Source organism: Streptomyces sp. AC555_RSS877 (genome assembly GCF_019049245.1).
Classification (GTDB): domain Bacteria; phylum Actinomycetota; class Actinomycetes; order Streptomycetales; family Streptomycetaceae; genus Streptomyces.
In genome coordinates, this window is sequence record NZ_JAGMUK010000007.1 from 123,100 (window position 1) to 143,886 (window position 20,787).

At 69.9% G+C, this 20,787-nt stretch carries 20 protein-coding genes and 1 rRNA gene; 5 read left to right on the forward strand and 16 right to left on the reverse strand.

The genetic code is table 11. The annotated features are described in order from the left end of the window. Nucleotides 1–74: 74 nt before the first annotated feature. On the forward strand, nt 75–206 hold the full coding sequence (locus tag KUM49_RS49715) for a hypothetical protein (protein WP_302185393.1): 132 nt from the start codon (nt 75–77) through the stop codon (nt 204–206). Nucleotides 207–266: 60 nt separating this feature from the next. Here KUM49_RS49715 and KUM49_RS04450 read toward each other — a convergent pair whose 3' ends face one another. Beyond that, nucleotides 267–623: a DUF805 domain-containing protein gene (locus KUM49_RS04450; protein ID WP_217235351.1), complete on the reverse strand. Its 357-nt coding sequence runs from the start codon at nt 621–623 to the stop codon at nt 267–269. Between the two features lie 298 nt (nt 624–921). Further along, complete coding sequence (gene hemB / locus KUM49_RS04455; protein ID WP_217235352.1) at nt 922–1,914, reverse strand: porphobilinogen synthase; 993 nt, start codon at nt 1,912–1,914, stop codon at nt 922–924. A 351-nt stretch (nt 1,915–2,265) separates the two neighbouring features. Here hemB and KUM49_RS04460 point away from each other — a divergent pair, with 351 nt between their 5' ends. Further along, on the forward strand, nt 2,266–3,660 hold the full coding sequence (locus KUM49_RS04460; protein ID WP_217235353.1) for an FAD-binding oxidoreductase: 1,395 nt from the start codon (nt 2,266–2,268) through the stop codon (nt 3,658–3,660). A gap of 77 nt (nt 3,661–3,737) precedes the next feature. Here KUM49_RS04460 and KUM49_RS04465 read toward each other — a convergent pair whose 3' ends face one another. The 5 genes from KUM49_RS04465 to KUM49_RS04485 all read right to left on the reverse strand — a co-directional run bounded on the left by KUM49_RS04465 (nt 3,738) and on the right by KUM49_RS04485 (nt 9,520). After that, nucleotides 3,738–5,459: a bifunctional uroporphyrinogen-III C-methyltransferase/uroporphyrinogen-III synthase gene (locus KUM49_RS04465; RefSeq protein ID WP_217235354.1), complete on the reverse strand. Its 1,722-nt coding sequence runs from the start codon at nt 5,457–5,459 to the stop codon at nt 3,738–3,740. Next, nucleotides 5,456–6,415: a hydroxymethylbilane synthase gene (hemC, locus tag KUM49_RS04470; protein ID WP_217235355.1), complete on the reverse strand. Its 960-nt coding sequence runs from the start codon at nt 6,413–6,415 to the stop codon at nt 5,456–5,458. The genes KUM49_RS04465 and hemC overlap by 4 nt, the downstream gene beginning before the upstream one ends. Continuing rightward, nucleotides 6,412–8,187, reverse strand: coding sequence for a glutamyl-tRNA reductase (locus KUM49_RS04475; protein ID WP_217235356.1), 1,776 nt, complete (start codon nt 8,185–8,187; stop codon nt 6,412–6,414). Before KUM49_RS04475 ends, hemC begins: the two co-directional genes overlap by 4 nt. Continuing rightward, nucleotides 8,184–8,951 (reverse strand): redox-sensing transcriptional repressor Rex, encoded by a 768-nt coding sequence (locus KUM49_RS04480; RefSeq protein WP_217235357.1) that lies wholly within the window; start codon nt 8,949–8,951, stop codon nt 8,184–8,186. The genes KUM49_RS04475 and KUM49_RS04480 overlap by 4 nt, the downstream gene beginning before the upstream one ends. Before the next feature lie 281 nt (nt 8,952–9,232). Next, a complete protein-coding gene (locus KUM49_RS04485) occupies nt 9,233–9,520 on the reverse strand; it encodes a glutaredoxin family protein (protein WP_217235370.1) in 288 nt (95 codons plus the stop codon). 105 nt (nt 9,521–9,625) lie between these two features. Here KUM49_RS04485 and KUM49_RS04490 point away from each other — a divergent pair, with 105 nt between their 5' ends. The 3 genes from KUM49_RS04490 (at nt 9,626) to KUM49_RS04500 (ending at nt 13,117) form a co-directional block, all read left to right on the forward strand. Beyond that, a complete protein-coding gene (locus KUM49_RS04490) occupies nt 9,626–10,537 on the forward strand; it encodes an HAD family phosphatase (protein ID WP_217235358.1) in 912 nt (303 codons plus the stop codon). 340 nt (nt 10,538–10,877) lie between these two features. Beyond that, nucleotides 10,878–11,651 (forward strand): ECF subfamily RNA polymerase sigma factor, BldN family, encoded by a 774-nt coding sequence (locus KUM49_RS04495; RefSeq protein WP_217235359.1) that lies wholly within the window; start codon nt 10,878–10,880, stop codon nt 11,649–11,651. 233 nt (nt 11,652–11,884) lie between these two features. Then, on the forward strand, nt 11,885–13,117 hold the full coding sequence (locus tag KUM49_RS04500) for a DUF5667 domain-containing protein (protein ID WP_217235360.1): 1,233 nt from the start codon (nt 11,885–11,887) through the stop codon (nt 13,115–13,117). A gap of 76 nt (nt 13,118–13,193) precedes the next feature. On the opposite strand, the gene KUM49_RS04505 is transcribed toward KUM49_RS04500, so the two are convergent. The 9 genes from KUM49_RS04505 to rrf form a co-directional block, all read right to left on the reverse strand. Next, complete coding sequence (locus KUM49_RS04505) at nt 13,194–14,255, reverse strand: lysophospholipid acyltransferase family protein (RefSeq protein WP_217235361.1); 1,062 nt, start codon at nt 14,253–14,255, stop codon at nt 13,194–13,196. Nucleotides 14,256–14,269: 14 nt separating this feature from the next. Then, complete coding sequence (locus KUM49_RS04510; protein WP_217235362.1) at nt 14,270–15,331, reverse strand: NAD-dependent epimerase/dehydratase family protein; 1,062 nt, start codon at nt 15,329–15,331, stop codon at nt 14,270–14,272. A 227-nt stretch (nt 15,332–15,558) separates the two neighbouring features. Further along, nucleotides 15,559–15,657, reverse strand: coding sequence for a 30S ribosomal protein bS22 (locus tag KUM49_RS04515; protein ID WP_003948845.1), 99 nt, complete (start codon nt 15,655–15,657; stop codon nt 15,559–15,561). Between the two features lie 154 nt (nt 15,658–15,811). After that, nucleotides 15,812–16,021: a helix-turn-helix domain-containing protein gene (locus KUM49_RS04520; protein ID WP_016437488.1), complete on the reverse strand. Its 210-nt coding sequence runs from the start codon at nt 16,019–16,021 to the stop codon at nt 15,812–15,814. A gap of 129 nt (nt 16,022–16,150) precedes the next feature. After that, on the reverse strand, nt 16,151–16,966 hold the full coding sequence (locus KUM49_RS04525; RefSeq protein ID WP_217235363.1) for a phosphatase: 816 nt from the start codon (nt 16,964–16,966) through the stop codon (nt 16,151–16,153). A gap of 537 nt (nt 16,967–17,503) precedes the next feature. After that, nucleotides 17,504–18,676 carry an acetoin utilization protein AcuC gene (locus KUM49_RS04530; RefSeq protein ID WP_217235364.1) on the reverse strand — a complete coding sequence of 391 codons (1,173 nt, stop codon included), beginning with the start codon at nt 18,674–18,676 and terminating at the stop codon, nt 17,504–17,506. Next, on the reverse strand, nt 18,627–19,841 hold the full coding sequence (locus tag KUM49_RS04535) for an MFS transporter (RefSeq protein ID WP_217235365.1): 1,215 nt from the start codon (nt 19,839–19,841) through the stop codon (nt 18,627–18,629). Before KUM49_RS04535 ends, KUM49_RS04530 begins: the two co-directional genes overlap by 50 nt. Nucleotides 19,842–19,976: 135 nt before the next feature. Next, nucleotides 19,977–20,621 (reverse strand): HAD family phosphatase, encoded by a 645-nt coding sequence (locus tag KUM49_RS04540; protein ID WP_217235366.1) that lies wholly within the window; start codon nt 20,619–20,621, stop codon nt 19,977–19,979. Nucleotides 20,622–20,692: 71 nt separating this feature from the next. Continuing rightward, nucleotides 20,693–20,787: ribosomal RNA gene (gene rrf, locus KUM49_RS04545) — 5S ribosomal RNA — on the reverse strand; the annotation flags it as partial.

Genomic DNA, 20,787 nt, shown 5'->3' on the forward strand with positions numbered 1-20,787 from the left:
GTCCCATCGCCCCGGCGTCCCGAATCCCCCGCGAATCCTGGCCCCCGCGGCCGTCCACCCCGCACGCTGTCTCCATGCCCGCCCGAATCCGCTGCCTCCTCGCCACCACCGCCCTCACGCTCCTCGCGCTCGTGCTGACGGGCTGCGAGGACGGAACGGGCGTACGCGACGAGGGCCCGTCCACCGCGTCCTCGACGACCCCCTGAACAAACCGAGAGGCCGCCCGGACAGCCGGACGGCCTCGAAGCACAGCAGGTATCCCGACGTCAGACGAGAGCCGGCGCTTCCTTCGGGTTCGCGCCGAACTTGTTCGCTCCCGACTCGCCCTCGCTGCACAGGAAGACCAGCATCACGATGGCGCCGACGAGCGGGACGAGCCCGATGAGGACCCACCAGCCGGTGCGGCCGGTGTCGTGCAGACGGCGAACCGTGACCGCCAGGCTCGGCAGGAGGATCGCCAGGTAGAAGACGACCGCGATCAGCGGCTGCTTGGTGACGGCGGCGAGGATCGCCAGCACGATGTAGATGATCGCGACGAACAGCGTGTACATCCAGTATTCCTTGCGGCGCGCGCGCCCACTGAACACCGCGTACTTCTTCAGCGCCTCGATGAACCAGCTCATTGCGTTCCCCCCAGGGATCGACGTAAGACCCCTCCGAACGGATCAGGCCAGGCGCAGAAGATAAGGACCCTGACGGGGACTCGTCAATTCGTTACATCGCCCCAGTTCCTGTCCCCGTACTCGCCGAATCGCCCAACCCCCGACCGTCGTTTTCCGGACAGACCCACAGAAGATCACCCCAGGAACTCCGGAAAACCACCAGACCACCACAGGCCACCCCCCGGACGTTCCCCGGAACGAGTTCCAGCCGTAGCCGGACCGACTTCGAACCGTTGCGTCCCGGGGGCGCCCCAGGGCCTCACAACAACCGCTGCGCGACCTCGGTCGCCCAGTACGTGAGGATGTTCTGCGCACCGGCTCGCTTGATCCCGGTCAGCGACTCCAGGATGGCCCGGTCCCGCTCGATCCAGCCCTTCTCGGCGGCGGCCTCGATCATCGAGTACTCCCCGGAGATCTGGTACGCGGCCACAGGAACGTCCACGACGTCCGCCACCCGCGCCAGAATGTCCAGGTAGGGCCCGGCCGGCTTCACCATGACCATGTCGGCGCCCTCTTCGAGGTCGAGCGCCAACTCCCGCAGGGACTCCCGCGCATTCGCCGGATCCTGCTGATACGTCTTCCGGTCGCCCTTCAACGACGAGCCGACGGCCTCCCGGAAGGGCCCGTAAAAGGCGGACGCGTACTTCGCCGTGTACGCGAGGACGGCGACATCCTCCCGCCCGATCTGGTCCAGAGCGTCCCGGACGACCCCGATCTGCCCGTCCATCATGCCGCTGGGTCCCACCACATGGGCCCCGGCGTCGGCCTGGACCTGCGCCATCTCGGCGTACCGCTCAAGGGTGGCGTCGTTGTCGACCCGCCCCTCGGCGTCCAGCACCCCGCAATGCCCGTGGTCGGTGGTCTCGTCGAGACACAGGTCGGACATGACGAGCAGTTCGTCGCCCACCTCGGCCCGCACATCACGGATCGCGACCTGCAGAATCCCGTCCGGGTCGGTCCCCGGCGTACCCACCGCGTCCTTCTTCGACTCCTCCGGCACGCCGAACAGCATGATCCCGGAGATCCCCGCCGCGACCGCCTCCGCGGCGGCCTTCTTCAGCGTGTCCCGGGTGTGCTGCACCACGCCGGGCATCGCCGCGATCGGCACCGGCTCGGCAACGCCCTCGCGCACAAAGGCCGGAAGGATGAAATCTGCGGGATGCAGCCGGGTCTCGGCGACCATCCTCCGCATGACGGGGGTGGTCCGCAGCCGCCGAGGCCGCGTGCCGGGAAAGGATCCGTACGTCGTCATACACCAACGCTACGCCCGCCCCAGCACCCCCTTTGCCGACGCCTAGTCGGCTGTCCTCCCACCGGAGAAGGCGCGCAGCGCGCCCCTCCGGCACCACCCAGCGGCACGACGCGGCCGGGCGCACACCCCGGCAGCCGCGTACGGCGGCAAGGGGCCGTGTCGGGGGGTGCCCGCCCGCAGCGGTTGGCGCGTCAACACCGGCACCTCGATGGCCAACCGATTCCGCGCCGTTCCGAGGACGGACACCCCCCGACACAGCCCCGGCCACCCCCACCACAAGGCGCACAGCATGCGCCCCGCACCCCACAGGTCCAAGCTGAAAGGACAAGCCTCCCACCCCCGGAGGACGAGATGACGTCCACGCACCACCCCCACCCCACCCCCGACCTCTTCGCCCTCTCCGACGTCAAGGGCCCGGTCCTGCGCCCCGGCGACGACGGCTACGCCGACGAGGTCACCGGCTTCAACCTGTCCGCCCTGCACACCCCCGACGTGGTCATCGGAGCAACCGGCGCCGACGACATAGTCGCGGCGATGCGCTGGGCCACCGCCACCAGCACCCCGGTGGCCGTCCAGGCCACCGGCCACGGCGCCAACTTCCCCATAACCCACGGCCTGCTGATCACGACCACCCGCATGACGGACGTACAGATCGACCCGGCCACCCGCACTGCGACAGCCGCCGCAGGCGCGAAGTGGCGCCACGTCGTCGACGCCGCGGCCCCCCACGGCCTCGCCCCCCTGACCGGCACCTCCACGGACGCGGGCGTCGTCGGCTACACCCTCGGCGGCGGCCTCCCCGTCCTCGGCCGCACTTACGGCTACGCGGCCGACCTGGTCCACTCGTTCCAGGTCGTGACCCCCGACGGCGCCCTCCGCGAGGTGAACCGGAGCACCGAACCCGAGCTCTTCTGGGCCCTGCGCGGCGGCAAGGGCAACGTAGGCATCGTCACGCAGCTGACCTTCGACCTGCTCCCCCTCGCCCGCATCCTCGGCGGCGGCATCTACTGCCCCGGCGAGCACACCGAGCCCCTCCTCCGGGCATGGGCGGACTGGACACGCACCGTGCCGAACGAGATGTGCAGCGCGTTCAGCCTCCTGCGCCTCCCCCCGATCCCCCAGATCCCCGAACCGCTGCGCGGCGGCTTCTGGGCAAGGGTGGCGATCGCGTGGACGGGCGACACGGCGGAGGGCGAACGCCTCCTGGCCCCGATCCGCGAGACCGCCCCCGTGGCGGTCGACATGGTGGAGGAGATGGACCACGCGGCGGTGGACCGCATCTACATGGAGCCGCAGGACCCGCTCCCCGCCCGCGAATCCTGCGCCCTGCTCCGCGACCTGACCCCGGACGCCATCCGTACGTTCCTGGACCAGGTGGGCCCGGACAACCCCGACTGCCCGCTCCTCCTGGTGGAGATCCGCCACATGGGCGGAGCCCTGTCCGACCCGCCGACGGTCGAGGACGCGATCTGCGCCCGCGACGCGGAGTACTTCCTGGAAACGGTGGCGGTCCTGGCCGCCCCGCCGGCCGCCGAGGCCGTGGAACAGGCCACGACAGCCCTGCAGACCGCGATGGCCCCGTACGGCACGGGCCGCACGATGGTCAACATCCACGGCACCCCGGGCGACGAAGCGGACCGGGCCCGGGCCTGGACCCCGGAGGTCTACGCCCACCTGCAACAGGCCAAGTCGACCTACGACCCGGACAACCTCCTGCGCTACGGCCACGCGGTGACCCCAGCCTGACAAAACCGCCCAGCCCAGCCAGCCCAGACGGTCCGAACCAGCCCAGCCCAGCCCAGCCCAGGCCAGCCGGCTCAAAATCAGGTAGTCGTACGCCTACGCCGAGCCCCCGGCCGCCGCTCACTCGGCCGAGTAACCGCGTCCCCGGCCTCCAGCGCGGCAGTCCTCCGCCGCAACCCGAAGTCGGCCAGAGCCTCGGCCAGCTTGAGCACGGACGGCTCGGGAGCCATGACGTCCACCCGAAGCCCATGCTCCTCGGCGGTCTTGGCCGTGGCGGGCCCGATACACGCGATGACGGTCACGTTGTGCGGCTTGCCGGCGATGCCCACAAGGTTGCGCACCGTGCTCGACGAGGTGAACAGCACCGCGTCGAAGCCCCCGCCCTTGATCGCCTCCCGGGTCTCGGCCGGCGGCGGCGACGCCCGCACGGTCCGGTAGGCGGTGACGTCGTCGACCTCCCACCCGAGCTCGATCAGCCCCGCCACCAGCGTCTCGGTGGCGATGTCGGCACGCGGCAGGAACACCCGGTCGATCGGGTCGAAAACCGGGTCGTAAGGAGGCCAGTCCTCCAGCAACCCGGCCGCGGACTGCTCCCCGCTCGGCACAAGATCGGGCTTCACACCGAAGGCGATGAGCGCCTTGGCGGTCTGCTCCCCCACCGCGGCGACCTTGATGCCGGCGAAGGCGCGAGCGTCGAGCCCGTACTCCTCGAACTTCTCCCGAACGGCCTTGACCGCGTTCACCGAGGTGAAGGCGATCCACTCGTACCGCCCGGTCACCAGCCCCTTGACCGCCCGCTCCATCTGCTGCGGCGTCCGCGGCGGCTCGACGGCGATCGTCGGCACCTCGTGCGGTACGGCCCCGTAGGACCGCAGCTGGTCGGAGAGCGAAGCCGACTGCTCCTTGGTCCGCGGTACGAGCACCCTCCAGCCGAACAGCGGCTTGGACTCGAACCACGAGAGCTGCTCACGCTGAGCCGCGGCGGATCGCTCACCGACCACGGCTATGACCGGCCGCGCACCGTCCGGGGACGGCAGCACCTTGGCCTGCTTCAGCGTCTGGGCGATGGTCCCCAGAGTCGCGCACCAGGTCCGCTGCCGAGTGGTGGTACCGGCGACGGTGACGGTCAGCGGCGTATCGGGCTTGCGCCCCGCGGAGACCAGCTCTCCGGCCGCGGCGGCCACGGAGTCGAGGGTCGTCGACACCACGACCGTCCCGTCCGACGCCCCCACCTCCGTCCAGCACCGGTCGGAAGCGGTCCGCGCGTCGACGAACCGGACGTCCGCGCCTTCGGCGTCACGCAGCGGTACCCCGGCGTAGGCGGGCACTCCGACGGCGGCGGCGACCCCGGGGACGACCTCGAAAGGCACCCCCGCGGCGGCGCACGCCAGCATCTCCTCGGCGGCGTACGCGTCGAGCCCGGGATCCCCGGACACCGCACGTACGACCCGCCTGCCGCCCCGCGCGGCCTCCATGACAAGATGTGCGGCATCCCGCACGACGGGGACACTCACGGTTGTCGACGCACCGTCAACAACCTTTAGTTGAGGCGCGCCTGTACCCGGAGTCGGGCCGGAGGACGGATCCCCGGAGGGGTCCGAATCCGTGTCGACGACGGCCACGTTGGCCCTGGCGTGCGTACGTACGACGTCGAGCACTTCGTGCCCGGCGACGAGAACGTCCGCGCGCGCCAGCGCCTCGACGGCTCGAAGAGTCAGCAGTCCCGGATCCCCGGGTCCGGCACCAAGGAAGGTGACGTGCCCGTGTTCCAGACCGGCGGCGGGAAGGGTGGTGGGGCTCACTGTGCTCGCTCCCCCATCAGACCGGCCGCGCCCTGGGCAAGCATCTCGGCAGCGAGCTCGCAACCGAGCGCCATTGCCCGGTCGTACGTCTCGGGCACGGGACCGGTGGTGGACAGCTGCACCATCCGCGTGCCGTCGGTGGTACCGACGACTGCGCGCAGGCGCATTTCCTTGACAATCTGCCCGTCGGCCAGCAAGTCGGCCAGCGCGCCCACAGGGGCACTGCAACCGGCCTCCAGGGCGGCGAGCAGGGACCGTTCGGCAGTCACGGCGACCCGCGTGAACGGGTCGTCGAGCTCACCGAGCGCGGCGATCAGGTCCGCGTTGTCTGCGGCACACTCGATCGCGAGTGCCCCCTGGCCAGGGGCGGGCAAAACCGTGTCGACCGACAGGAAGTCGGTCACTTCGTCACCGCGGCCGATGCGATTGAGGCCGGCCGCGGCCAGCACCACCGCATCCAGCTCGCCGTCGCGCACGAACCCGATGCGCGTATCGACGTTGCCCCGGATCGGAACCGTCTCGATGTCCAGCCCGTGGCCGCGTGCGTACGCGTTCAGCTGGGCCATCCGCCGGGGCGAACCCGTACCGATGCGCGCGCCGCGCGGCAGGTCGGTGAACTTGAGCGCGTCCCGGGCGACGATCACGTCCCGCGGGTCCTCGCGCTGGGGTATGGCGGCCAGCGCCAGCTGGTCGGGCTGCCCGGTCGGCAGGTCCTTCAGCGAATGAACCGCGAAGTCGACCTCCCCCTTCAGCAGCGCCTCCCGCAGCGCGGTCACGAAGACGCCCGTGCCGCCGATCTGTGCGAGCTGTTCGCGGGAGGTGTCGCCGTAGGTGGTGATCTCGACGAGCTCGACGGGCCGTCCGGTCACCTGGCTCACGGCGTCCGCGACCTGCCCGGACTGGGCCATGGCGAGTTTGCTCCGCCTGGTCCCGAGCCTCAATGCCTTGCTACTCATGCCGGCCCTCGGTTCTTGCTGTTCTCAGGTTCGTCGTCGGCGCCGTCGGCCCGGGAGACGGCGGCCACCGTCTCGGGGTCGAGGTCGAACAGGGTCCGCAGCGCGTCCGCGTACCCGGCGCCGCCGGGCTCGGCCGCGAGCTGCTTGACCCGTACGGTCGGCGCGTGCAACAGCTTGTCGACGACGCGCTTCACGGTCTGGGTGATCTCGGCGCGGTGCTTGTCGTCGAGTCCGGGCAGCCGCCCGTCGAGCCGGGCGATCTCGCCTGCGACCACGTCGGCTGCCATCGTCCGCAGCGCGACCACGGTGGGCGTGATGTGCGCGGCCCGGAGCGCCGCCCCGAAGGCCGCGACCTCGTCGGCGACGATACGGCGGACCTGGTCGACGTCGGCCGCCATCGGAGCGTCGGCCGAGGCGTCGGCCAGCGACTCTATGTCCACGAGCCGCACCCCGACCAGCCGGTGCACGGCCGCGTCGATGTCGCGGGGCATGGCCAGGTCGAGGAGGAACAGGGTCGGCTCGGGCCGCGGGATCCCGGCGACGGGCTCGGGCCTGCGCCGCTCGGGCACCCGGCCGACGGTGGCAGCGGCGGCGGCCAGCGCGGCGATGGTGTCCGCCTCCTCGGCCGGGTCGAGCACGGTGACGGCACCCGCGGGGGCGGAGGTCTGCTGGCGCTGGGTGCCGTTGTCCACCCAGGCGGCGTGCTGTTCCAGGTCGGCGGCGGCCATCCCGGCCACGGCGCCCTCGCCGAGTACGGAGAACCCGGCGGTGGCCGCCTGCGCGGCCGGCAGGTCGAGCGGACAGCCGTCCTCGGCGCCCAGGCTGGTGGGCGGCAGCTCGCCGGGCCCGGCCTCCGTCACTGCCGTACGACCGGCGCCTGCGTCGGACAGTGCGGGGGAAACGGTCCCGCTCCCCGCGGCGGCCCCTCCCGAACGGCCCTCGACCGCCCCCGCGACCGCCTCGGCCGTCAGCACCAGGCCCGTCGCCCCCGTACAGGAGACGGCAAGATCGGCACGTGTCAGCTCGACCGGCACCGACTCCATCGGTACCGCGCGGGCCAGCACGTCCGTGTCGTCGCCCTCGGTCAGGATCTGGACCAGCCGCTCGGCGCGGTCGGGCGTGCGGTTGGCGACGACGATCTCGGCGACCCCGGCACGCGCGAGCGTGGCCGCGGCCAGCGAGGACATCGAGCCGGCGCCGATGACCAGGGCCTTCTTGCCGCGGGCCCACTGCTCGACGGCGCTGCCGGCGGACAGTTGCTCCAGGCCGAAGGTGACCAGGGACTGCCCGGCCCGGTCGATGCCGGTCTCGGAGTGGGCGCGCTTGCCGACGCGCAGGGCCTGCTGGAACAGGTCGTTCAGCAGCCGCCCGGCGGAGTGGACGTCCTGCGCCTTGGCGAGGGAGTCCTTGATCTGGCCGAGCACCTGCCCCTCGCCGACGACCATCGAGTCCAGCCCACAGGCCACCGAGAAGAGATGGTGGACGGCCCGGTCCTCGTAGTGCACGTACAGGTACGGAGTGAGCTCCTCGAGCCCCACCCCGCTGTGCTGGGCGAGCAGCGTGGACAGCTCGGCGACACCGGCGTGGAACTTGTCCACGTCGGCGTACAGCTCGATGCGGTTGCACGTCGCGAGCACCGCGGCCTCGGTGGCGGGCTCCGCCGCGACGGTGTCCTGGAGCAGCTTGAGCTGCGCGTCCGCGTTCAGCGCGGCCCGCTCGAGCACGCTGACGGGGGCGCTGCGGTGGCTCAGCCCGACAACAAGAAGACTCATGCCGGCATCACGGCGGGGACGTCCCCGTCTGGGCCCTTGTCGGCGGACTGCTTGCGGGCGACGGCGTGCGGCACCGCGCCGTCGGCAAGGGCGGCGGCCTCCTCGCCGGCCTTGCGCTGCTCGTGGAAGGCGAGGATCTGCAGCTCGATGGAGAGGTCGACCTTGCGCACGTCGACGCCCTCCGGCACGGACAGCACGGTCGGCGCGAAGTTCAGGATGGAGGTCACCCCGGCGGCCACGAGCCGGTCGCAGACCTGCTGGGCGGCACCGGCGGGCGTGGCGATGACCCCGATGGACACGCCGTTGTCGTCGATGATCCGTTCCAGCTCGTCGGTGTGCTGGACGGGGATCCCGGCCACCGGCTTTCCGGCCATCGCGGGGTCGGCGTCTATGAGAGCTGCGACCCGGAATCCACGCGAGGCGAAGCCGCCGTAGTTGGCGAGGGCGGCGCCGAGGTTACCGATACCGACGATCACTACCGGCCAGTCCTGGGTCAGGCCCAGTTCACGGGAGATCTGGTAGACGAGATACTCGACGTCGTAGCCCACACCACGCGTTCCGTACGAGCCCAGGTACGAGAAGTCCTTGCGCAGCTTCGCGGAATTGACCCCCGCGGCGGCCGCGAGCTCCTCGGAGGAGACCGTGGGCACCGAGCGCTCCGACAGTGCGGTCAGGGCACGGAGGTACAGCGGAAGGCGGGCGACGGTGGCCTCGGGAATCCCTCGGCTACGGGTCGCCGGTCGGTGAGATCGGCCAGTTGCCACGGTGCTCCTGCGGGTAGAGCGGGGCTGCAGGCGGTCACACGTTCCCAGACCGCCCCGTCGAAAGCAGGCTATGTCTTTGTGAACGCGTGCACAAAGATGGTGTCCGATTTGCCCGGCCAACGTGACCGGGGTCACGCGCCCCCGGCGCACCTGTACGGAACCGGCGCACGCCCTCCACCGTTCCTCTTCTCTTGGGGGCAAAACCGCACACGCTCCTCTACGATTCCCGCCCCCGAGACCAAGTCGCCTTCGATCCTAAGCGACGTTCCGGACCAGTTGGACTACTCGGTCAGTGCCTTGCGGAGGCGGCCCTCGTCCACCCGCCAAAAGGTGTGCTGCGCTCCGTCGACGAGCACGACGGGGATCTGTTCCCAGTACTGGTCGTGGAGTTGGGGATCCTGGGTGATGTCCTTCCGCTCCCAGGGAACGCCGAGATCGGCACACACCTTCTCGACCACGATCTGTGCGTCATCACACAGATGACACCCGGGTTTGCGGACGAGAGTGACGAGCCGGTCCTGTGGGGGCCTTGGGGCGTTGCGCCGAAAGAGGGGAGTCATGTCGGCCATTCTCACGCCGACGGGCCGACTCTTTAACGACTCGGTCGCCGAGAGTTCACACCCTCCGAACCTCGCGACTCCGGAACCACCGAACAGACTGGCTATGCTCACGCCATGGCCGCTCTCGGATGGCTCACTCCCCGTAGGCGCTCCGCCACGGCGCGGAGCGTGTTGGCAGGCGAGGCCTCGGCGGAGGCCGCGCGCAAGTCCACGCAGGAGACTGCCGGTGAGGAACCGGTATTCCCGGTGCACGGCGACGCGCATGCCGCCGCCTTCTTCGACCTGGACAACACCGTCATGCAGGGCGCTGCCCTGTTCCACTTCGGGCGGGGGCTGTACAAGCGGAAGTTCTTCGAGACCCGCGACCTCGCCAAGTTCGCCTGGCAGCAGGCGTGGTTCCGGCTGGCCGGCGTCGAGGACCCGGAACACATGCAGGAGGCCCGCGACTCGGCGCTGTCGATCGTCCAGGGCCACCGCGTCTCCGAGCTGATGTCGATCGGCGAGGAGATCTACGACGAGTACATGGCCGAGCGCATCTGGCCCGGCACCCGGGCCCTGGCCCAGGCGCACCTGGACGCGGGCCAGAAGGTGTGGCTGGTCACGGCCGCCCCGGTGGAGATCGCCCAGGTCATCGCCCGCCGTCTCGGCCTGACCGGCGCGCTCGGCACGGTCGCCGAGTCGGTCGACGGCGTCTACACGGGCAAGCTGGTCGGCGAACCCCTGCACGGCCCGGCGAAGGCGGAGGCGGTCCGCGCGCTGGCCGCGGCGGAGGGCCTGGACCTGACCCGCTGCGCCGCCTACAGCGACTCGCACAACGACATCCCGATGCTCTCGCTGGTCGGCCACCCCTACGCCATCAACCCGGACAGCAAGCTGCGCAAGCACGCCCGCCGGCTGGAGTGGCGTCTGCGCGACTATCGCACCGGGCGCAAGGCGGCGAAGGTCGGCATCCCGGCGGCCGCGGGCGTGGGCGCGGTGGCCGGCGGCACGGCGGCGGCGATCGCCCTGCACAAGCGACGTCGCTGACGCCGGGCGTCACAACACGTCACGCCCGGCGCGCCCGGCCAATCCCGGGGTCGTACCCCGTTACCCCGCTGTCCAGTCCCGTTGGCTGCACACGGCCACAACACGCCCCGGACCCAGACGGAACACGACTTTTTTCGATCAAGTACCGATCACTGACGGGTACTTGATCGGGCGTCATTCGGTTACAGAAGCGACGTAATCGGTGATTTTAGCAACTGCGTGTAGCAGCGCCTGCACTAAGCGTTATTCTCCTCAAACGCAATCCGGTACCCCTTCCGTCGCTACGACGGGTGAACGGTCCCGCACTGCACGTGATGGAAGCTCTGCCTCTGGGAGTCCCGTGTACCCACACGTCGGGGTTGACGCCTCGGGCCTGGCTACGCTGCGCGCAACGGTCCAAGACCTGTTGCGGGGCTTCGTCCCCACCGCGTACGCCATCCCTGCCCTCGCCGTTGCCACCACCCCCGTCGGCCCGTGCTACGCGCTCGCCGACGGCAGCGCCGCCGTCGGAAGACGAGGGCGTTCGACCGGTGCCACAACCACCCGCCGTCCCGCCGCGGACAGCGACAGCGCCCGCATGATGGATCTTGTGGAGCGCGCTCAGGCCGGCGAGGCCGATGCCTTCGGCCGTCTCTACGACCAGTACAGCGACACCGTGTACCGGTACATCTACTACCGAGTGGGAGGCAAGGCCACCGCTGAGGATCTCACCAGCGAGACGTTCCTGCGCGCACTGCGCCGGATCGGCACGTTCACCTGGCAGGGCCGCGACTTCGGCGCGTGGCTCGTCACGATCGCCCGCAACCTGGTGGCCGACCATTTCAAGTCGAGCCGTTTCCGGCTGGAAGTCACCACCGGCGAGATGCTCGACGCCAACGAGGTCGAGCGCTCCCCCGAGGACTCCGTACTGGAGTCTCTTTCGAACGCCGCCCTCCTAGATGCCGTACGACGGCTCAATCCCCAGCAGCAGGAGTGCGTGACACTCCGCTTCCTCCAGGGGCTCTCCGTCGCCGAGACCGCCCGCGTGATGGGCAAGAACGAGGGTGCCATCAAGACCCTCCAGTACCGCGCCGTACGAACGCTGGCCCGGCTCCTCCCGGAAGACGCCCGCTGACAGAACACCCTCGGTAATACCCAACTCGCAGTCAGTGAAAGTCCGTTGACTTCCCGATCCGCTCGACCGTCGTCCGTAACCCAAGTGCCGCGCCGCTCGTTGTGCGGGATGCAGGCTCCCAGTGGTCACTCCCTGGCCGACTTCGATCACTCGATCGAGTGCTTGTGGTCAGGGCGTGCAACCCTCAGGACCCCCTGGGGAGTCGACCGTCTTGACGAGAGGAGGTGCCGCCAGTGATCGCGAACGTATCGGCGCACCGGCGGGCGAACGCCTTCGCCCAGGCCCTGGAGGAGCAGTCCGGCCAGGGCACGGCGGCCGAGCAGTCCGACGGACCACCGCCGTCCCCGGCTGCTGCGGAACAGACCGAGCAGGGCCGCCTCACGGCCCTCGCCACCGGTCTCGGCGAGCTGCCCAAGCCACAGCTGGACCCTGCGGTCAAGGTCGTCCAGCGGGCCCAGCTCGTGGCCGCCATGGAGGCCATGCTGCTGGAGGGCACCGCGGGAGGCGAGACAGACCGTTCGGTGCCGGAGCAGCGCTCCCGGTCCCGGGGCGCCCACCGGGCGAGCCCCCTGGGCAAGCTCCGACCGCGTTCCCGGCTCACCAAGGGCCTCGCCGCGGGCGGACTCAGCGTCGGTGTCGCCGCCGGCGCGTTCGGCGGAGTCGCCGCGGCGAGCTCGGACGCCCTGCCCGGCGACTCCCTCTACGGCCTCAAGCGAGGCATCGAGGACTTCAAACTCACCTACATGTCCGACGGGGACGACGAGCGCGGCGTGGCCTACCTCGACCAGGCCTCCACCCGCCTCAGCGAGGCCCGTCGGCTGATGGAACGCGACCGCGGCGGCCCACTCGACCACGAGTCCCTCGGCGAGGTCCGCCGCGCCCTGTCCGGCATGACCCACGACGCCTCCGAGGGCCACCGGCTACTCACGGCGGCGTACGAACGCGACCCGGACTCCCTCGGCCCCATCCAGGCCCTGGACACCTTCTCGCGCTCGCACCGGGAGGCCTGGGGAGCGCTCCGCGACCGGCTGCCCGTCCAGCTCGGTGACGTCAGTCAGCAGGTGTCGTCGGTCTTCGACGCCATAGACGAAGAGGTCGCCCCGCTCCAGTCCCTCCTCCCGAAACCCCCGGCCCCGGGCAGCGGCAACGGTCAGCGCCAGGAGTCCGGGCCGGCATCCTCCGACACCTCGACCGGTTCCGGCCGTTCGTCGGCGCCCAGTACCGGCGACGGCGGCTCCTCCGACGGCAGCGGCACCGGCAGCAACAGCCCCAGCAAGTCGGCCGGCTCCGGCACCGAGGACGACGGCCTCCTGGGCGGCAACACCGGCGGCCTCCTCGACCCGCCCGAGGACACCGGCAGCTCCTCCCCGCCCGCCACGACGCCGACCACCCAGCCCGACGTCACCGTCCCGCCGCTCCTCCCCGGCCTGCTGCCCGGCCTGGGCATCGACTCGGAGGACGAGTAATCGTCCGTACGACTACGGGGGCGCCCTTCTCAGGAGGGGCGCCCCCGTCGTCGTACACGGGCCTTGGTCAGGTCTCTCAGAAGAAGACCGACCGACGCTGCACCAGCAACTTGTAGAGCGTGTGCTGGATCTGTTCGCGGACCTGGTCGGTCAGGTTGAACATCAGCATCGGGTCCTCGGCAGCCTCCGGCGGATAGCCGTCCGTCGGGATCGGCTCCCCGAACTGGATGGTCCACTTGGTCGGCAGCGGGATCCCGCCCAGCGGGCCGAGCCACGGGAAGGTCGGCGTGAGCGGGAAGTACGGGAAGCCGAGGACCCTAGCGAGGGTCTTGGCGTTGCCGATCATCGGGTAGATCTCCTCGGCCCCGACGATCGAGCACGGGATGATCGGGGTGCCCTGGCGCAGCGCCGTCGAGACGAAGCCGCCGCGGCCGAACCGCTGGAGCTTGTAACGCTCGCTGAAGGGCTTGCCGATGCCCTTGAAGCCCTCCGGCATCACCCCGACCACCTCGCCCTGGGCCAGCAGCCGTTCGGCGTCCTCCGCACAGGCCAGCGTGTGGCCGAGCTTGCGGGCCAGCTCGTTGACCACCGGCAGCATGAACACCAGGTCCGCCGCCAGGAGCCGCAGATGCCGGTTGGCGGGATGATGGTCGTGGACGGCCACCTGCATCATCAGGCCGTCCAGCGGCAGCGTCCCGGAGTGGTTGGCGACGATCAGCGCCCCGCCCTCGGCCGGGATGTTCTCGACGCCCTTCACCTCGACCCGGAAGTACTTCTCGTACACCGGGCGCAGCAGGGACATCAGGACCTGGTCGGTCAACTCCTCGTCGTAGCCGAAGTCGTCGACCTCGTAGTCACCGGTGAGGCGGCGGCGCAGGAAGGCGAGCCCGCCCGCGACACGGCGTTCGAGGCCGCCGTACGCACTCTCCTCCGGCGGCTGCTGGGGCAGCTGTTCCTCACGGGTCACAAGAACATCATCCTGCGCGGGCGCCCTGCTGGGCAGGGGCTGGACCTCACGGACCTGCGCCGATTCCGTGCCCTTGCGCCGGCTGCCCGCGCTCCGGCGCCGCGGCGGGCGCTGCACGGCGCTCCCGCGGGACCGGTCGTCGTCGAACGGAATGACCTTGGCGTCCGCCATCGTTGATGCGCTCCTCAGTTGGCGCTCTGCGTCGGGGGGTGGCCGCTGCCCGCCAGCGGCAGCGCGGCGATCCGGTCGACGGCCCCCGCAAGGGCCTCCGGCGGCAAAAGCCCCGGTCCGCGACTGCGCGCGAACTCCGCGAACGTCTCCGCCGTCGTGTACTTCGGCTTGAATCCGAGCGTCTCACGCATCTGGGTCGTCGACACGACCCGGCCGTGGGTGAGCAGCCGGATCTGTTCGGGCGAGAAGTCCGTCATGCCCAGCGTACGCACCAGGGATCCGGCCCAGGTGACCGCGGGAAGCAGCAGCGGCACCGTGGGCCGCCCCAGTCGCCGCGAGCACTGAGACAGCAGCAGCACCCCGTCCCCGGCGATGTTGAAGGTCCCGCTGTTGAGCGTGCCCCGTGCCGGTTCGTGCGAGGCGATCCGCAGGACCTCGATCACGTCGTCCTCGTGCACGAACTGCAGCCGGGGGTCGTAGCCCAGCACGGTCGGCAGGATCGGCAGCGAGAAGTACGCGGCGAGCGGGGTCTCCGCCGTCGGGCCGAGGATGTTGGCGAAGCGCAGCACGCACACGGCGACGTCCGGCCGCCGCCGGGCGAACCCGCGCACATACCCCTCGACCTCCACCGCGTCCTTGGCGAACCCGCCACTGGGCAACGACTTCGGCGGGGTGGTCTCGGTGAAGACGGCGGGATCGCGCGGCGCGGATCCGTACACGTTCGTACTGGACTTGACCACGAGCCGCTTCACGGTCGGCGACTTCTGACACGCCCCCAGCAGCTGCATGGTCCCGATGACGTTGGTCTCCTTGACGGAGGTCCGGCTGCCGCTGCCCAGCGCGGTGCCGGTGACGTCCATGTGGACGACCGTGTCGGCGGCCGTCTCGGCGAGCACACGTGCTATCCCGGGCTGCCGGATGTCGGCCTGGATGAAGTCCGCGCCGCCCAGATGGTGCTCGGGCGGAACCGCGTCCACGGCGATCACCCGGTCCACCTGCGGGTCACGCTGAATGCGTCGTACGAAACGGCCCCCCAGTTGACGGGCCACTCCGGTCACGAGCACGACCTTGCCCAAGATCAGCGCCTTCCTTCCAGCCCATCCGGCACTCGTAGCCTGCCGCGTTCCCCGTGTGCGGCCAACCTAGCGGGTTGATGTTGCGCTGTGATGACTGCCCAATGCAAGAAGTGACGACATCAAGCCCCCGAGTGACGATCCGAACCCCCGGACGCGCGTACCCGGATACGCGTGTGGCCCCCCACCATCATGGGTGGGGGGCCACAAACGCGCTCTCGCGGTGTCGCCTACTTCTTGTTGCGACGCTGAACGCGCGTGCGCTTGAGCAGCTTGCGGTGCTTCTTCTTGGCCATCCGCTTGCGCCGCTTCTTAATAACAGAGCCCACGACTACCCTCGCTCACTTCTCATCACTCGGTGCTGGGCGCCATGGGCCCATACGACCTACGAGGGGCTAGCCTACCCGCCCGAGCGCTGAGGTTGTAATCGAGGTGCCGGGGTGATCCCTGACCTTGCCCTGAGGATCCCCCCGGCCACCGTCGTCAGGCGGTTTCCACCCCCACATAGCTCTCGCGGAGGTATTCGTGAACCGCGTTCTCGGGGACACGGAAGGACCGCCCCACCCTGATCGCGGGCAGATGACCGCTGTGCACCAAGCGGTACACGGTCATCTTCGACACTCGCATCACCGAGGCGACTTCCGCCACGGTAAGGAACTGAACCTCGCTCAGAGGCCTCTGCTCAGCAGCCATGACACACCTGAACCTTCCGCACTCGACGGCCACCGGCTTCCCCTTCCGGTGACTCTTCGTCGCTGCGTGCTCACTCCCCAATGTAGGGGCGGGTGATGCAAGTGGGGAAGAGGTGCACCCATCGGCGGCCTACTGTGACAGACACGCTCGATTGAGTACGTAGCGGGTCAGCGGCCGGTAGTAATCAGACCGCACAGCGTCATCAAGTGGAACGACGACGGACACGACCCCCTCCGCCTCCCCCACAAAGAGCGCGGGGTCATTCGTATCCGCCAGCCCAATGGCCTCACACCCCAGCTGACCTGCTCCGCAGACCCATCCGTGGTCTCCGATGACGAGCTCGGGAAGAGGCCCGCCGGCGTCCGCGGCCGCGGCCAGCGCGACCCGAACCGGGAGCGGTGAGTGCGTGTGCGCGCCGGTCGCACCACCGGAGCTCGGCGCGCCCGGTTCCCGCACCAGCGCGACTCCTCGTACGTAGTCAAGGTTGTACGTGCGTAGACCGAACCGGGTCGTTATGTCGACAGAGTGACCCTGCGCCGGGGTGAGGACGGTACACCCCGCCGCCGACAACGCGTCCGCCAAGGCGGCGTAGAAACCGAGCAGTCGATGGGGATGTCCGGTCCCGAGGAGGACCGTGGCGCCACGCCGGGCGGCCGCCTCGATCCGCTCGGCGAAGGCGTCCAGGGCGGCCAGCGTTCGCTCTGGATCGATCACATCATGGCCTTCCACGTGCCGAGGATCGCCCGAAACGCCACACTTGTCCGCCATCAATCCGATCAAATCCCGCTGCCCCCAAGTCCACTGAGGATCAAGCCCGATCAGCACCCGAGGATCCCGAGCAGCGAACAACCGATAACTCCGCAGACTCTCCTCCCGCGAGGTCGCCACCGTCCCGGCCAACCCCGCAGCAAGCAGATGGGCACGCAGCGCCCCGACGCTCAACACGCTGCGATGCTGACGGAAATCCCCCGCCCCTGCGACACGAATCCCCAAACACCGCACAGTCGGCCTAACCCCACCCACCCCGACCCGTTGGAGAGGAAGACCCTTCGGTCAGATGGCCGAGGGGCTTCGAGGAAAGGGGGTGAGCGGGGCACGGTCGCAGCCAGGGGCGGGGACCCTCGCGGGGCTCTCGTCACCGTCTCCAACGGCGCCTCTCGGGCCCGGTGGCACCACCTCCAGGTCTCCCTCCGACAGGGGGACAGTCATTGCGGGCTCGGACACCGACGACCCTCTTGCAGGACCGCGGCAGGGAACGCGGCCCCCCACCCACGCGCAGGACGGTGCCCTACAACGGGTGAGAGGAGCCCAGCCTCGCAGCCCCGCCGGGAATCCAGGGGCTCAGCCCCACCGACAGCCCACCCCGCCCATCCCCAGGGGCGCAGCCCAGCCCCTGGCGGGGTCGAAGGGGCAGCGCCCCTGGGGATGGGACGGGTAGGGGCGGCGGGGGCGAGAAACACCCCCGGCCAACCCCACCACCCCCTACGCCAACATCCCCCGCAACGGAAACACCGCCCGCCGAGCCGCCAACACCGCCTGATCCAACCGATCCGCAGGGTCGTACCCCGCCTCCCAGGAAGCCCACCCCACAGGCCACCGCCCATCAGTCATCCGCCCCGGCCCCAACTGCCGCGTCCGAGCGAACACCTCCTGCCGCCACCCCTCAGGAATCAGCGCCGTAGGCTCCACCGCCCGCCCCGCCGCGATCGCCACCAGATGGGTCCACGAACGCGGCACCACATCCACCACCGCGTACCCGCCTCCACCCAAGGCGACCCACCGCCCGTCGGCGTACTCGTGCGCGAGGTCATGACAGGCCACCTGCACAGCCCGCTGCGCATCAAGAGACACGGCCAGATGAGCCAACGGGTCCTCGAAATGCGTATCGGCCCCATGCTGAGTCACCAGCACCTGCGGACGAAAGTCGGCGATCACCTCCGGCACCACCGCATGGAACGCCCGCAACCACCCCGCGTCCCCGGTCCCCGCCGGCAGCGCGACATTCACCGCCGCACCCTCCGCGCTCTCCGCCCCCGTCTCCTCCGGCCACCCGGTCTGCGGAAACAACGTCCGAGGATGCTCGTGCAGCGAAATCGTCAGAACCCGCGGATCCTCCCAGAACGCCGCCTGCACCCCGTCCCCGTGATGCACGTCCACATCCACATAGGCGACCCGCTCAGCACCAAGCTCCAACAAGCGGGCAATGGCAAGCGACGCGTCGTTGTAGATGCAGAACCCCGACGCAGCCCCCGGCATCGCATGATGCAACCCGCCCGCGAAGTTCACCGCATGCAGCGCGTCCCCCCGCCACACAGCCTCCGCGGCGCCCACCGACTGCCCCGCGATCAGCGCGGACACCTCATGCATCCCGGCGAACGCCGGATCATCCATGGTCCCCAGCCCGTACGACGCGTCAGCCGCCCCTGGATCCACGGAGGCCGCCTTGACGGCCTCGATGTAGTCCTCCCGGTGGACCAGCCGTAGCGTCGACTCCCCGGCCGGCTTGGCGGCCACGACCGACATCTCCCGGTCAAGCCCGAAGGCCTGGACAAGCCTCCAGGTCAGGTCCAGCCGGACCGGATCCATCGGATGATCCGGACCGAAGTCATAGCCCGTTACTGCCTCGTCCCACATCAGCTGTGCGCGGCCGCTCATGCCCGCCACCGTATCGGTCCGGTTGAGCGGCGAACGACCGGGCGTACACGAGCGTCACCAGCACCAACACCATCGGCACGAGCATGGCCCCTCGATAGGTCCAGGCGTCCCCCAACGCCCCCACCAACGGCGACCCAACCAGGAACCCGACGTAGTTGAAGACATTGAGCCGAGCCACGGCCGCATCGGACGCCCCCGGGAACAACCGCCCCGCCGCCGCGAAGGTCTGCGGCACCAGCACACACAACCCGAGGCCCAGCAGCGTGAACCCGAGCATCCCGACCCACGGCCCGGGCGCCACCGCCACCACCCCGAACCCGACCGCCGCCACCAACGCCCCCGCCCGCACGACCGCGACCGCCCCGAACCGCCCTACCCCGAGGTCCCCGAGGGCCCGCCCCACCAACGTGGTCACCATGTACACGTTGTACGGCACGGTCGCCAGCTGCTCACTGCTTCCCAGCACGTCCTGCAGATACTTCGCGCTCCAGTTGGAGACGGTCGAGTCCCCGATGTACGCGAAACACATCACCAGACACAGCGGCAGGAGCAGCTTGAAGGCGAGGGCCCCACCCTCGCCCTTCTCCTCCACGACATCGGCGTCCCCACCCCCGTCGACGTACCAGCGACTCCCCACCAGCGCGGCCGGCAACAACACCAGCACCACCGGCACATACGACACCCACAACGCGAGATGCCAGTGCGCCCCCACCCAGGCGAGTGAGGCCCCCAGAATCCCGCCCAGGCTGTACACGGCATGGAAACTGAGCATGATGCTGCGCCGGTACGCCCGCTGCAGACTCACCCCGAGCATGTTCATCGACGCGTCCAGCGCCCCCACGGCGAGCCCGAAGGCAGCGAGCGACACGCCCAGCTGGAGCATCGACTCCCCCGCCCCCACCCCGAGCAGCGCCAGGAGCACGACGGGTTGGGACCAGCGGAGCACCCGGCTGGGCGGTATTCGCTTCACCAACTGCTCGGTACTCACGCTCCCGACCCCGGCGAGGATGGGCACGGCCGCGAGAAACGCGGGCAGCAGCGCGTCGGAGACCCCGTATCGGTCCTGGATGGCCGGGATCCGCGTCACGAGCAGGGCAAAGGCGACACCCTGCGCGAAGAAGCTGAACGCCAGCGAGGCCCTACCGCGCCGCAGCACATCAGTCATGGCGGCGAGCGTAGGGCCCCGGCGTACTCGTGGGTAGATCCAGCCAAAGATGAGTTTCCCTCAGCTTTACTCGTCACCGGGCGTCGGCAGCACCAGAACGCCCTCTGGCACGAGCCGCGCACGGCGCGGCGGAGGTCAGACCAGCAGGTCAGCCAACTCGCCCATGTCCGAGAAGAGTTGAGTGGCACCCGCCAGCCGCTCAGCAGGAGTCATGGCGGTGAACCCGTACACATCCATCCCGGCCGACACAGCCGCCCGCACTCCCAGCGGACTGTCCTCGATGACGACACACCGCTGGGGCGCCACCGCCATCCGCTCGGCCGCGTACAGGAACAGGTCCGGCGCCGGCTTGCCCCGCCCCACATCCTGCGAACTGAAGATCCGCCCCTCCTCGAACCACCGGTCCAGCCCGGTCTTCCGATGCCCCACCCGAATCCGCTCATGGCTCCCGGAAGAGGCGACACAGTACGGCACCCCGTCCGCGGCCAACTTCTCCAACACCCCGACGGCCCCGGCCACCGGTTCCAGCTCCCGCTCAAAGGCCGCGAACACCCGCCCATGGAAGACGTCGTCGAAGTCCCCGGGAAGCCGCCTGCCCGTACGCTCCCGAACAAGGTCGTGGATCCGATGCATCGCGGAGCCCATGTAGTCCCGGATGGAGTCCTCGTACGACGTCGGGTGCCCGAGCTCGGTCAGATAGCCGGCCAGGAGCCGGTTGGAGATGGGCTCGCTGTCGACGAGGACACCGTCGTTGTCGAAGATGACTAGGTCATAGCGCATGCCCCGACCCTAAACGACTCGGAAAAACAGAAAACCCCCGCGCCAATGGCACGGGGGTTTTCTCAAAAATTGTTCGGCGGCGTCCTACTCTCCCACAGGGTCCCCCCTGCAGTACCATCGGCGCTGTAAGGCTTAGCTTCCGGGTTCGGAATGTAACCGGGCGTTT

Coding starts and splice junctions, on each gene's coding strand:
- KUM49_RS04540 (WP_217235366.1), bottom strand. CDS start 20,621: ATGCGCTATGACCTAGTCATCTTCGACAACGACGGTGTCCTCGTCGAC.
- KUM49_RS04535 (WP_217235365.1), bottom strand. CDS start 19,841: ATGACTGATGTGCTGCGGCGCGGTAGGGCCTCGCTGGCGTTCAGCTTC.
- KUM49_RS04490 (WP_217235358.1), top strand. CDS start 9,626: ATGGCCGCTCTCGGATGGCTCACTCCCCGTAGGCGCTCCGCCACGGCG.
- KUM49_RS04530 (WP_217235364.1), bottom strand. CDS start 18,676: ATGAGCGGCCGCGCACAGCTGATGTGGGACGAGGCAGTAACGGGCTAT.
- KUM49_RS04450 (WP_217235351.1), bottom strand. CDS start 623: ATGAGCTGGTTCATCGAGGCGCTGAAGAAGTACGCGGTGTTCAGTGGG.
- KUM49_RS04485 (WP_217235370.1), bottom strand. CDS start 9,520: ATGGCCGACATGACTCCCCTCTTTCGGCGCAACGCCCCAAGGCCCCCA.
- KUM49_RS04475 (WP_217235356.1), bottom strand. CDS start 8,187: ATGAGTCTTCTTGTTGTCGGGCTGAGCCACCGCAGCGCCCCCGTCAGC.
- KUM49_RS49715 (WP_302185393.1), top strand. CDS start 75: ATGCCCGCCCGAATCCGCTGCCTCCTCGCCACCACCGCCCTCACGCTC.
- hemC (WP_217235355.1), bottom strand. CDS start 6,415: ATGAGTAGCAAGGCATTGAGGCTCGGGACCAGGCGGAGCAAACTCGCC.
- KUM49_RS04520 (WP_016437488.1), bottom strand. CDS start 16,021: ATGGCTGCTGAGCAGAGGCCTCTGAGCGAGGTTCAGTTCCTTACCGTG.
- hemB (WP_217235352.1), bottom strand. CDS start 1,914: ATGACGACGTACGGATCCTTTCCCGGCACGCGGCCTCGGCGGCTGCGG.
- KUM49_RS04505 (WP_217235361.1), bottom strand. CDS start 14,255: ATGGCGGACGCCAAGGTCATTCCGTTCGACGACGACCGGTCCCGCGGG.
- KUM49_RS04460 (WP_217235353.1), top strand. CDS start 2,266: ATGACGTCCACGCACCACCCCCACCCCACCCCCGACCTCTTCGCCCTC.